The sequence below is a fragment of the Ralstonia sp. RL genome (genome assembly GCF_001683835.1).
In the GTDB taxonomy this organism is placed as follows: domain Bacteria; phylum Pseudomonadota; class Gammaproteobacteria; order Burkholderiales; family Burkholderiaceae; genus Ralstonia; species Ralstonia mannitolilytica.
Genome location: NZ_LWRX01000097.1, coordinates 24,631 through 37,351, shown reverse-complemented (window position 1 = coordinate 37,351; position 12,721 = coordinate 24,631). Strand labels below are relative to the sequence as shown.

The following is a 12,721-nucleotide window of genomic DNA, read 5'->3' as shown; positions in this document are numbered from 1 at the left end:
CCGTCGTATGGTTCGGGAAATCCCCGCCGATCAGGCCCGAGCGCGCCAGGTACGTGCGCTCGACGCTGCGGTCGAACAGCACCACCGGGTTGCCGTCGTGGTCCTTCTGCGTGAGCAGTTCAAGCTTGCTGACGATCGCGCCGGCCGTGTCGATGGTGGCGCGCAGCACGTCGGTCGTGATGACGATCTTCTCCGAAGCCGGCGCCTGCGAGGCCGCGCCCGTGGCCGGGGCGGCCTGCGTACCTGCCGCCGCGGTGGCGGCGCTCTTCGGCACGTCGCCGGCAGGCGTGCCGCCCGGCGCGGCGGCAGGGGCCGTGGCCGTCTGCGGCGTCGGGAAGAACATCGACTGGTGGCCATTCGCGCGTTGCCAGTTGTCGAACAGCAGGACAACCGCCAGCGAGAAGATCACCCAGAGAATGGTGCGTTTGATATCCATGTCGGATTACGGTCTGGGAAGGTGAATCGACGGCCGCGCAGCGTGAGCGTCAGCTGCGGTCGCGTCGGTCGATGCGGAATCGGAGCGGGGCACAGCGTCGCCAGCAGCGGGCGGCACAGGATCATACCCGCCTTGAGCGAACGGATGACAGCGGCATAGACGTTTTGCCGCAAGATAACTGCCGTAGCCGGGCCCATGAAGCAGCACGGCGTCGCGTGCATAGTCCGAGCAGGTCGGCAGGAAACGGCATTGCGCACCCACGAAGGGGCTGAACGCCACCTTGTACACGCGCAACAGGAACAGCAGCACGCGCGTCATGCGTCGCCCCCGGGCCTGGGCGCGGGTGGGGCCGGCAGCGGGCGTGCCGCAACATCGAACAGGTGAGACAGCTCTTCGCGGCAGATGCGCTTGAGGGCCGCCACGGTGGGCGTGTCTTCGCGGGGGAATTTGGCCTGCAGGCGGATCAGCACGTCACGCCCGCCCAGCAAGGGCTGCCGCAGGCGGAAGAGTTCGCGGCACTGGCGCTTGATGAGATTGCGCTCGACGGCGCGGCGCGCAAACTTCTTCCCGATCACCACGCCAAGGCGTGCCTGCGGATGTCCGTTCGCGCGGACGTACAGCACGAAGTGACGACTACGCCGGACCGGCCGCAAAGCAAAAACGGATGAGAACTCATCCGTTTTCGTCAGCCTTGCGGCCTTGGGGTAGGCGTGCGGGCCCATCGCCGGCGTGCCGCAGAAGCCATGGGCAAACAGCCGGAGGCCGCTGCCCGGGCGCGGCACTGTCAGATGGCCAGGCGCTTGCGACCCTTGGCGCGGCGTGCGTTCAGCACGGCACGGCCACCACGGGTCTTCATGCGAACACGGAAACCGTGGGTGCGCTTGCGACGGGTAACGGAAGGTTGATAGGTACGCTTCATGATGCACTCTCTTGTTAATGGGTGGTGCGGACGCTGCCGCACGCGCCGGGCTTAGGGTCGCCCCGTCCAGCCTGGTGTCGATTCAGTAGGAGAAATCGCCCACGCAGACCGCCGTGCGCTGTGTTGTTCAGGTCTGGGCGTCACCGGCATGGCGGGCCAAAGCTGCGGGCCCCGCCGGATCATGCGCAACGGGTTGGACCCCGCCGCCGCGTCTGACGCGAACAAGCGTGCGCTCCCCTGCCGCGCATCGCAGAACCCGCCATTTAAACGATATTTACCGCGCCTGTCAACCCTCGCCGATTGGGGATAACGTGCGGCAAACGTCAACAATCCACCTTGGGGCGAGTTGTCCCCAGCGCCTTGTGCGGCTTGGTGTGCTTTGCGGAAAGCCTTGCGGGCATTGGGTTTGCAGCCAACGCACAAAATCGGTTGTCCACCGCTACTCACAGCGGGTCCACAGGTTATCCACAGACTTATCCTTTGTGGATAACTTTCGGGCGGGGGTACAATCCCGTTCCAATAACGAAAGCCGCCCGGTTTCTGGCCTGCGCCAAGGCCCGGCGGTCGGCCCTCACGGGGGCATCGCCTGGGGCGATGCGTGTGGCGCCGGTCAAACACCTAACGATAACGATGCAGGATTTCTGGCACGCGGCGTCTGCCCAGCTCGAGAGTGAGTTGACGCCGCAACAATTCAAGACGTGGATCAAGCCGCTGACGCCGCTGTCATTCGACGAGCAGGCGTGCATGCTGCGGATTGCCGCGCCCAACCGTTTCAAGCTCGACTGGGTCAAGAGCCAGTTCTCGGGCCGCATCCAGTCGCTCGCGTGCGACTACTGGGAGATGCCCGTCGACGTGCAGTTCGTGCTCGACCCGACGGCCGGCCAGCGCCAGGCGGCCCTGCAGCCGGCGCTGGCACCGGTGCCCATGCAGCCGCTGGCGGCGCAATCGATTCAACCGGCGCAGGCGATGCCTGCCGCCGGCATCACGCACGACGCGGCGGCCATGCGCCCCGCGCCCGCCATGTACCGCGAAACCGCGCTCGCCACGGCCAGCCACGCCGTGGCCGACATCGACGTGCCGGTCATGGATGCCGCCGAGGCCAGCGCCCAGTCATACCGCATGCCGCCGGCTGCCCCGGCGGTGGCGCCCAACCTGGGCCTGGCCACGCCGCCGCAGGCGCCCGTGGACGACACCGTGCACGAGCGCTCGCGCCTGAACCCGATCCTCACGTTCGACAACTTCGTCACCGGCAAGGCCAACCAGCTGGCGCGCGCAGCGGCCATCCAGGTCGCCAACAACCCCGGCAAGTCGTACAACCCGCTGTACCTGTACGGCGGCGTGGGCCTGGGCAAGACGCACTTGATCCATGCCATCGGCAACTTCATGCTGATGGAGAATCCGCGTGCGCGCATCCGCTATATCCACGCAGAACAGTACGTTTCCGACGTAGTGAAGGCTTACCAGCGCAAGGCGTTTGATGATTTCAAGCGCTACTACCACTCGCTGGATCTGCTGCTGATCGATGACATCCAGTTCTTTTCGGGCAAGAACCGCACGCAGGAAGAATTCTTCTACGCGTTCGAGGCGCTGATCGCCAACCGCGCGCAGGTCATCATCACCAGCGATACGTATCCGAAGGAGATCACCGGCATCGATGACCGCCTGATCTCGCGCTTCGACTCCGGGCTCACGGTCGCCATCGAGCCGCCCGAGCTGGAAATGCGCGTGGCGATTCTGATGAAGAAGGCGCAGGCCGAGAACGTGACCGTGCCGGAAGAGGTGGCCTTCTTCGTCGCCAAGCATCTGCGCTCGAACGTGCGCGAGCTCGAAGGCGCGCTGCGCAAGATCCTGGCGTACTCGAACTTCCACGGCAAAGAAATCACGATCGAGGTCACGCGCGAGGCGCTCAAAGACCTGCTGACCGTGCAGAACCGCCAGATTTCGGTAGAGAACATCCAGAAGACCTGCGCGGATTTCTACAACATCAAGGTCGCGGACATGTACTCCAAGAAGCGGCCGGCCAACATCGCGCGCCCGCGCCAGATCGCCATGTATCTGGCCAAGGAGCTCACGCAGAAGAGCCTGCCCGAGATTGGCGAACTGTTCGGCGGGCGCGACCACACCACGGTGCTGCACGCCGTGCGCAAGATCGCCGACGAGCGCACCAAGGACGCCCAGCTCAACCACGAGCTGCACGTGCTGGAGCAAACGCTCAAGGGTTGACGGCGCATCGCGCTGCCGCATGCCACCAAAGCGCATGGCAGCGCCATCTGCACAGAATTGGCCGCGTGCAGACGCCCGCTCGAATGCGGGCGTCTTTTCATGCACAATAGCCGTATTTGCCGCGCGCGCGACGCTATCCAGCGCCCCCTTCTTTGCGGTATAATTTGTGATTAACCCCTTGATTTACAAAGACTTTGGGGGTCAATCGCAAATGCTCCTGCAGGCACACGCCATGAGGGGCGCGCGCGGTGCCACCTCAAACTGCAAGGATCGCCTTCATGCAATTGGTCAAAACCTCGCGAGACAACCTGCTGCGTCCGCTGCAAATCGTGAGCGGCATCGTGGAACGCCGTCACACGCTGCCCATCCTGGCCAATCTGCTCATCACCAAGAAGGGTGAACGGGTTTCCTTCCTGTCCACCGACATCGAAATCCAGATCACCACGCACGCCGATTGCGGCGCCGGCGCCGGCGACATCGCCACCACCGTGGCCGCCCGCAAGCTCGTCGACATCCTGCGTGCAATGCCCGACGGCGAAGTGGCGCTCACGCTCAACGACAAGCGCATGACGGTGCAATCGGGCAAGAGCCGCTTTGCGCTGCAGACGCTGGCGGCCGAAGAATTCCCGACCGTGGCCGAAGCCACCGATTTCGGCGCACGCATCACGCTGCCGCAGAAGACGCTCAAGCACCTGCTGGCGATGGTGCACTTCGCGATGGCCCAGCAGGACATCCGCTACTACCTCAACGGCATGCTGCTGGTGGTTGACGGCAAGCAGGTCATGGCCGTCGCCACCGATGGCCACCGGCTGGCCTACTGCGGCGTCGAGACCGGCGAGCAACCGGCAGGCGCCGGCGGCCGGCACGAAGTCATCATCCCGCGCAAGACGATTCTCGAACTCCAACGTTTGCTCGAAGACGTGGACGATCCCGTCTCGGTGCAACTGGCGTCGAACCAGGTCAAGTTCACCTTCGGCAACATCGAGCTGATCTCCAAGCTGGTCGAAGGCAAGTTCCCGGATTTCCAGCGCGTGATCCCGAAGGGTTACCGCAACAGCTTCACGATCGACCGCGCGTTTCTGCAGAGCGCCCTGCAACGCACGGCCATTCTGACGACCGACAAGTTCAAGGGCGTGCGCTGCATGCTCGACACCAACGTCCTCAAGATCAGCTCCACCAACGCTGACCAGGAAGAAGCGCAGGAAGAACTCGAAATCGACTACCAGGGCGACGCGCTCGACATCGGTTTCAACGTCACCTACCTGCTGGACGTACTGGCCAACCTCAAGGCCGAAAAGGTGCAGGTGAGCCTGGGCGACTCCAATTCGAGCGCGCTCATCACCCTGCCCGACGACGACACCTTCAAGTACGTCGTCATGCCGATGCGCATCTGACGAAGACGCACCATCGAAAGCAAGACGAGGGGCTGGATCGGAAAGATCCGCCCCTTCGCCGTTTTTAAGCAACCCCGCTGTGTGCGCTGAGACAACCATTTCCGCGCCCATGGCAGCGAGCAGAACGACATGACCGAAGAGCAGAAACCGCAATCCACCCCCGCCGACGGCAGCAGCTACGGCGCCGCCTCGATCCAGATCCTGGAAGGCCTGGAGGCGGTACGCAAGCGGCCGGGCATGTACATCGGCGACACGTCCGACGGCACTGGCCTGCACCACCTCGTCTTCGAGGTGCTGGACAACTCCATCGACGAAGCGCTGGCCGGCCATTGCACCGAGATCCACGTCACCATCCACACCGACAACTCCATCTCGGTGGTGGACAACGGCCGCGGCATCCCGACCGGCATCAAGTTTGACGACAAGCACGAGCCCAAGCGCAGCGCGGCCGAAATCGTCATGACCGAGCTGCACGCCGGCGGCAAGTTCGACCAGAACAGCTACAAGGTCTCGGGCGGCCTGCACGGCGTGGGCGTGTCTTGCGTCAACGGCCTGTCGAAGTGGCTCAAGCTCACGATCCGCCGCGACGGCAAGGTCCACCAGATGGACTTCGCGCGCGGCATTCCGCAGAACCGCCTGCTGGAAACCATGGAAGCGCCGGACGGCAAGATGGTCGAAGTCTCGCCGCTGCGTGTGTCGGGCACCACCGACAAGCGCGGCACCGAAGTCCACTTCCTGGCCGACGAAGAGATCTTCACCAACGTCGAATACCACTACGAGATCCTCTCCAAGCGCATCCGCGAGCTCTCGTTCCTGAACAACGGCGTTCACATCAAGCTGACCGACCAGCGCACTGGCAAGGAAGAAGACTTCGCCTTCTCGGGCGGCGTGAAGGGCTTTGTTGAGTACATCAACAAGAACAAGAGCGTGCTGCACCCGACCATCTTCCACGCCCAAGGCGAGAAAGACGGCGTGGGCGTTGAAGTGTCGATGCAATGGAACGACGGCTTCAACGAGCAGGTGCTCTGCTTCACCAACAACATCCCGCAGCGCGACGGCGGCACCCACCTCACGGGCCTGCGCGCCGCCATGACGCGCGTCATCAACAAGTACATCACCGACAACGAGATCGCCAAGAAGGCCAAGGTCGAGACCTCGGGCGACGACATGCGCGAAGGCCTGACCTGCGTGCTGTCCGTCAAGGTGCCGGAGCCCAAGTTCAGCTCGCAGACCAAGGACAAGCTCGTCTCGTCGGAAGTGCGCCTGCCGGTGGAAGACATCGTCAGCAAGGCGCTGGCCGAGTTCCTGGATGAAACGCCCAACGACGCCAAGATCATCTGCGGCAAGATCGTTGAAGCCGCCCGCGCGCGTGAAGCCGCCCGCAAGGCCCGCGAGATGACGCGCCGCAAGGGCGTGCTCGACGGCATGGGCCTGCCCGGCAAGCTGGCCGACTGCCAGGAGAAAGACCCCGCGCTGTCTGAACTCTTCATCGTCGAGGGTGACTCCGCAGGCGGCTCCGCCAAGCAGGGCCGCGACCGCAAGTTCCAGGCGATCCTGCCGCTCAAGGGCAAGATCCTGAACGTCGAGCGCGCGCGCTTTGACAAGATGCTCTCCAGCCAGGAAGTGCTCACGCTCATCACCGCCATGGGCACCGGCATCGGCAAGGACGACTACAACCTCGACAAGCTGCGCTACCACCGCATCATCATCATGACCGATGCTGACGTGGACGGCTCGCACATCCGCACGCTGCTGCTCACGTTCTTCTACCGCCAGATGCCAGAGATCATCGAGCGCGGCCACGTGTACATCGCCCAGCCGCCGCTCTACAAGATCAAGCACGGCAAGGAAGAGCGCTACATCAAAGACGACAACGAGATGGCCGCCTACCTCGTGCGCCAGGCGCTGGACACCGCCGCCCTGGTGCGTGCCGATGGCACCGAGATCTCGGGCGACGCTCTGGCCGAACTCGCGCGCCAGTACCAGCTCAGCCGCGGCGTGATCGAGCGCCTGTCTCGCGTGATTGACGCCGACGCCCTGCGCGCCATTGCCGAAGGCGTGGCGCTGGACCTCAGCAACGAAGCCGCCGCCGAAGCCAGCGCCCGCGCGCTCAAGGCCCGCCTGCTGGAAATGCAAGGCAACGCCAGCAACGCCAACGGCGGCGCCACGGCCGACGCCTTCATGCAGTACGACGAGAAGACCGAGAAGTACCGCGTGATGGTCGTGCGCCGCCAGCACGGCAACCAGCGCCTCAGCCACATCGACGCCGACTTCGTGGCCGGCGCCGACTACGCCGCCCTGGCCCAGACCGCCCAGACCTTCCAGGGCCTGATTGGCGAAGGCGCCAGGGTACGCCGCGGCACCGGCGACAAGCTGCGCGAGCAGCCCGTGTCTGACTTCCACGCCGCCATGACGTGGCTGCTGAGCGAAGCCGAGCGCGGCGTGAGCCGCCAGCGCTACAAGGGCCTGGGCGAAATGAACCCCGAGCAGCTGTGGGAAACCACCATGGACGTTACCCAGCGCCGCCTGCTGCGCGTGCAGATTGAGGACGCCATTGCGGCGGACCAGATCTTTACGACGCTGATGGGCGATGACGTGGAACCGCGCCGGAACTTCATTGAGACGAATGCGTTGGTGGCGCGGAATATTGATGTTTGATGGTCCAATTGGGTGGCGGCATCTGCGGCACCCCTGAGCTGTACATAGAAAAACCCGCCTTCTGGCGGGTTTTTCTACGCACGATCAATAGATTCAATCGCTATCAGACACATAGCGTCTCGCAGGAAATACCGCGTGTGCTGAGCAGCAACCTAAAAAAGCATGCCGTCAAATCTACTAGAGAGCGCAGCAGCGACCGAGCTATTTGATTCAGTCAGTATTGAGCGTCAAGAGTTGAATCTGCTCGGATCCCTCGACGAGGAGAAGAAGAAGAGGGATGGTATTTTCTTTACCCCTAGCGATCTCGCGGACAAGTTGCTGAGTGATGTTGCGCACGAGATCCCACAGCTCAGGTTGCTCGATCCGGCGTGCGGCACCGGGAACCTATTGCTGGCCGCCGCAGCACATTTGCCGGTGGACCGGAGCTTAGCTCGAACACTCAAAGCATGGAACAGAAGGCTTTTCGGCCTCGACATCAATGAGGCTTTTGTTTCGCTGGCTAAGAAAAAGCTGGTCGCGCTAGCGAGGGCAAGAGGAGCGATTGGGTCCGGTCGCTACGAGGAACATCACTACGAATCGCTTCTTGCAAATATTAGATGTGGAAACTTTCTTGCTGAAAAACAGCAATACAAGGGGGTTATCAACGCAATTGTCACTAACCCTCCTTTTTCCCCAATGCCGACGCCGAGCGACGTGGAGTGGGCCACGGGGCTTGTTAATTCCGCAGCGGTTTTTGCGGACTACTGCATTCAAATCCTTCCGCAAGAAGGGCGAATGCTTGCAATTTTGCCGGACGTGCTGAGAAGTGGGAGTCGTTACGAAAAGTGGCGCGCCAAGATAGGTGCGACGACTAAGGTGACTACTGAAGTGCACGGTGCATTTGGTGATGCGGCTGACATAGATGTCTTTTTGATGCGCGGGTATCGAGCGGCGCAGCCTCTCTCGCTAGTGGTAGGCGGAAGAGGAGTTGAACTGAATACGATTGATAGATATTTTCACGTTTCGGTTGGTGCGGTCGTACCTCATAGAGACCCAAAAACCGGGCCATCAGCTCCTTATGCGCATGCAAAAACCCTCCCTAAATGGGCCGAGGTAACGGAGCTGCCGGAAAGGATTCGACATCTAGGGAGGAAAGCGAAAGGCCCCATGGTAGTCATTCGACGCACTTCCAGTCCATCTGACCGCGTGCGGACTGTTGCCACACTGATCAATTGCCATGAGCCAGTCGCCGTTGAAAATCATTTGATCGTATTAACTCCTCGCTCTGGGTCGTTAGAGGATTGTAGATTGTTGATTGATCACCTAAGATCGGACATGGTGACAACATATCTGAACGAGAGTATCCGCTGTAGGCATTTAACAGTGCGTTCCGTCAAGAGCATACCGTTCGAGCTAGGTGATCGTCGTGAATAGCAAAACCGTTATAGGTGAATTCCCTTTTTCTGTGGAGGCCCGCGTAGCCATCCAACTCGGCAGAGAAAGTGTTTCCAGCTCGCTTGTGGCGATTATTGAGTTAGTAAAGAATGCTTATGACGCTGACGCTTCACGAGTGGATTTGGAGTTCATTGATTTAGAAGGGGAATCCCCTCGTCTTGTTATATCCGACGATGGTACGGGGATGGATCGAGATGCTCTGATTAATCAATGGATGCGGATCGGTACTACCAACAAAGTTGATACGCTGGTCTCGGGAAAGCAGCGCGTCCTTACTGGAGCCAAAGGTTTGGGGCGTCTGGGGTTGGACCGGCTTTGCGAGCATCTCACACTACAAACCAAGATCAAGGGAGCGGAGAGCCTGCTCGAACTAACAGTGGATTGGGGCAAGTACAGTCACCAACGCAGCGCCGGACTGGATGAGATTAGGCATACCGTGTACGAGGTTGCGTTAGATCCGACTCAAGAGAATGCCGAGACCCTACTTCGCGGCAGCGGCTCCCGATATGTCATGTCGGGATTAAAGGACCGCTGGGGGCGGGATTCAATTTTTGAGTTGCGGCGTGAACTCTCTCTTTTGGTTTCACCGTTTAGCAGAAACCTGGATTTTGTTATTACTGTCCAGTCTGGACTAGAAGGTGCTGACCTGAATGGGCCTATCTCGTCTGACCATATGCTGGAGGCAGCTGAGTGGAGATTGCAATCCAGTATAAATAACGATAATTCAGTATCTCTTAAGGTTTCGAGCGGTGACGGAAACCCTATTTTCGAACAATCCAATGTTAAATGGGCGGATTGGATAAAGACGCAAGGGCCAGCGCCGGCATGTGGTGCGGTGGCTGTGGACATTTACTTCATGCGCAATACCTCGCGAGAAGTGAACGGGGTGGAGTTTAGATCTCGCGATATAAGGAATTTTCTCGCTAATAATCAAGGGGTCAGAATCTATAGGGATCATTTTAGGGTCAAGCCTTATGGTGATCCAAGCGGTCGTGGTGATTGGCTAAACCTGGCTATGCGGCGTGTTAAGAATCCGGAAGGCATAACTCAGCCGGGCTGGAGGATCGGCTATAACCAAATAGTCGGTGCTGTATTCATAAGTCGTCAAGATAATCCAAATCTGATAGACCAAACGAATCGCGAAGGGCTAACGGAAGGTGCAGCATACTTTGATTTGCGTGCCTTTCTTCTTAAATGCATCGAACTTTTTGAGCAACATATTCAAGCGGCCGAGCAGAAGAAAAAAGAGCTTGCGCCAGCTCCTGATCCCATTACTCAAGTCGATGAAAATGTATCGGGATACAAGGAGATTATTGAAAGAATCGCTGAAGTGAGCGAGCACGTGGATGCGCCGTTGAAAGCGAAACTTGCTGACATCAACAAGGCGCTTGGTGAGCAAACAAAAAAAACATCGGCTTTTAGTGAGCTAATAGTAAAGCTGGAGAAGGACAAGGATACCCTCGCAAATTTGGCTTCTCTAGGGATACTCACGGTTTCGTTCGGACATGAAACGCTCGCGTCAATTTCTACAGCGAAAACAAGTAGCCATCTCCTAAAAGACGCCATAGTTAAGGGTATGTTTATGCTCGAGCAACCTGTGGTGGACTTTGCACTGAGGCGACTTCAGTCTATCGAGAACTCAGTCTCATACGTTAGCGTTTTCGGGAATTTTGCTCTCGGAAATGTCCGTCGCGACAAACGCACAAGAAAGAAGGTTGATGTCGCTCGAGTCCTCAAGAGCGTCTTCTCCGGTCTCCATGAGATGCTCGAGAGACGGGGAATCAAAGTTAATTTGCAGGCCGACACGGACGAATTTATTGTCCGATCTTATGAAATAGACTGGGAAAGTATTTTTGCTAACCTGATAACGAATGCCTGCTGGGCTCTCGAGGATACGCCTAATGAGCAGCGGAGTATTGCTGCATCTCTTTGGACTAGCAATGGTCAGGGGTTCATCGACTTTGAGGATAGTGGGCGGGGCATTGAGGTGGGGACTGAGGATCATATCTTTCTTCCGGCATATACTACGAAGAGGAATAAAAAAGGTGATGCCGTTGGGACTGGTATGGGCCTCGCCATAGTGAAAACTTTTGTGGAAGATCATTCTGGTGGTGCAATATCTTTGATGCCTAAAGGTAGCCTAGGCGGTGCCAAGTTTAGGATTACTGTTCCATTGAGGGTAGGGGACATTGTATGAAGGTTTTTTTTGTCGATGAAAACGAAGAGCAGCGGGAAACCTATAGGCTCCTTTTGCAGCAATGCCTTGCTTCAGACAAGACGGGCGTTGTTGTTGAGGGAGTTGAACCCAAGCGTGAGCTTGCCGAGATGCAGTTTCTTGTGACGTCTCAGGATGTCGTTGCTGTGGTTTTGGATGAGAAGTTGAAAGACTCAGGTGTCGCGAGATACTTCGGCATTGAGCTGGCTCAGTATCTTCGGGCAATAAATAAGAAGATACCTATATACATCCTCACAAGCTTTGTGGAATCTGAGGAGATCGCTGACGGAGAGTTCAGCGTGGAAGATGTTTTGGATAAGCAGAAGCTAGCGGATCGCTACCTAATTGAAGGGGCGAGAATTCTTAGAAGAATAAATATTTATAAAGACATTCTTGGTGATCGTGAGGAAAGATTTGAAGTTCTGCTGCGTAAATCTGTTGAGAAGAGCATAGGCGAAGACGAGTTGGAGGAGTTCAAAGAGCTCGGGTATTTGCGAGCTCAAGGCGGCGGGAGCGACGAAATTGTTTATGAGAAAGATCTGGATAAATTGAGGGAGATGGAGGAGAAGCTGCGGCTAATTGAAGATAAGATTGAGGCGCTGAAATGAATGATGTATTTTTTCCTGATATGGTCCGCTCAGAAAGTTATGAGAGAAAAGAGGATGGGACCTACTATGATTACACATACTATCGGGAAGTAATACTTGTTGATTGTAAAGAGCGGTGTGTTTATTGTGACATCGTCCTGAGTGAAATGGGTTATGAAGGTATGGTGCTGGACCATTTCCGGCCGCAAAAGAAGTTCCCTCTTCTAAAAAACGATCCATCTAATTTGGTTTCTGCGTGTCCGAAGTGCAATAGACTAAAATCGCAACATTGGCCGATTCCGCCGGAGCAGAATGCAACACATGACAACGTTGTCGGCTTCATAGACCCCTTTTTTTCTGGTAGAGGCCAGTATTTCTTCACTCAGGAAGACGGAACGCTTCTCGCAGCGCGAGGGCCATCCGAATATCTCATAAAGCTTCTGAACTTGAATCGAGAAAGTAGGAAGATCATTCGCCGAAGGAGAATCCTACGTGCCCGGCTCACGCGCGCTCTAGTGCGGATCGACGAGAGTCTGGAGACGATTCTCGCAATGCTCCAGCGCGATCTGTCCCCAGCGGAGAAAGAGCACGTCAAAGGGAAGTTGGCTGACTTGCGGGCACTTAATAGCTCCGTTCAGGCCTTTCTTGTGTAGCCATCGTTATTGATTGCGGGCAGCTGGTGATAAAAAAGCCGTCCCAGGACGGCTTTCTTTCAATCCATCAACGACCCATCACCTCACTCCGCAGGTGCCTCTACCTTCTTCCTAGGCCCGCGGCTAGACCGAGCCGACAACGCTTGCCGAGCCGTATCCAGCCCTTCCCCCTTACCAGCCACCTTCAAGAAGGCATACCCCT

11 protein-coding genes are annotated in these 12,721 nt (G+C 58.3%); 7 read left to right on the top strand and 4 right to left on the bottom strand.

All coding sequences use genetic code 11. The annotated features are described in order from the left end of the window. From yidC to rpmH, 4 genes are all read right to left on the bottom strand, one after another. Window positions 1-436 (bottom strand): membrane protein insertase YidC (yidC, locus tag A6M56_RS09700; RefSeq protein WP_286758087.1); only part of this gene is annotated, 436 nt, incomplete at its 3' end. Between the two features lie 6 nt (window positions 437-442). Then, on the bottom strand, window positions 443-754 hold the full coding sequence (gene yidD, locus A6M56_RS09695; protein ID WP_082076276.1) for a membrane protein insertion efficiency factor YidD: 312 nt from the start codon (window positions 752-754) through the stop codon (window positions 443-445). Next, a complete protein-coding gene (gene rnpA / locus A6M56_RS09690; RefSeq protein WP_102080959.1) occupies window positions 751-1,158 on the bottom strand; it encodes a ribonuclease P protein component in 408 nt (135 codons plus the stop codon). Before rnpA ends, yidD begins: the two co-directional genes overlap by 4 nt. 62 nt (window positions 1,159-1,220) lie before the next feature. Beyond that, window positions 1,221-1,355: a 50S ribosomal protein L34 gene (rpmH, locus tag A6M56_RS09685; RefSeq protein ID WP_003262958.1), complete on the bottom strand. Its 135-nt coding sequence runs from the start codon at window positions 1,353-1,355 to the stop codon at window positions 1,221-1,223. Between the two features lie 630 nt (window positions 1,356-1,985). On the opposite strand from rpmH, the gene dnaA reads away from it, so the two are divergent. The 7 genes from dnaA to A6M56_RS09650 all read left to right on the top strand — a co-directional run bounded on the left by dnaA (window position 1,986) and on the right by A6M56_RS09650 (window position 12,519). Next, complete coding sequence (dnaA, locus tag A6M56_RS09680) at window positions 1,986-3,578, top strand: chromosomal replication initiator protein DnaA (protein ID WP_096745593.1); 1,593 nt, start codon at window positions 1,986-1,988, stop codon at window positions 3,576-3,578. A gap of 278 nt (window positions 3,579-3,856) precedes the next feature. Then, window positions 3,857-4,972: a DNA polymerase III subunit beta gene (gene dnaN, locus A6M56_RS09675; RefSeq protein WP_045785486.1), complete on the top strand. Its 1,116-nt coding sequence runs from the start codon at window positions 3,857-3,859 to the stop codon at window positions 4,970-4,972. A gap of 129 nt (window positions 4,973-5,101) precedes the next feature. After that, a complete protein-coding gene (gyrB, locus tag A6M56_RS09670) occupies window positions 5,102-7,630 on the top strand; it encodes a DNA topoisomerase (ATP-hydrolyzing) subunit B (protein WP_102080617.1) in 2,529 nt (842 codons plus the stop codon). Window positions 7,631-7,792: 162 nt separating this feature from the next. Next, window positions 7,793-9,043: an N-6 DNA methylase gene (locus A6M56_RS09665; RefSeq protein ID WP_102080618.1), complete on the top strand. Its 1,251-nt coding sequence runs from the start codon at window positions 7,793-7,795 to the stop codon at window positions 9,041-9,043. Beyond that, window positions 9,036-11,261, top strand: coding sequence for a sensor histidine kinase (locus A6M56_RS09660; RefSeq protein ID WP_102080960.1), 2,226 nt, complete (start codon window positions 9,036-9,038; stop codon window positions 11,259-11,261). Before A6M56_RS09665 ends, A6M56_RS09660 begins: the two co-directional genes overlap by 8 nt. After that, window positions 11,258-11,887, top strand: coding sequence for a response regulator (locus tag A6M56_RS09655; RefSeq protein ID WP_102080619.1), 630 nt, complete (start codon window positions 11,258-11,260; stop codon window positions 11,885-11,887). Before A6M56_RS09660 ends, A6M56_RS09655 begins: the two co-directional genes overlap by 4 nt. Further along, window positions 11,884-12,519 (top strand): HNH endonuclease signature motif containing protein, encoded by a 636-nt coding sequence (locus tag A6M56_RS09650; protein WP_102080620.1) that lies wholly within the window; start codon window positions 11,884-11,886, stop codon window positions 12,517-12,519. Before A6M56_RS09655 ends, A6M56_RS09650 begins: the two co-directional genes overlap by 4 nt. Window positions 12,520-12,721: the final 202 nt, after the last annotated feature.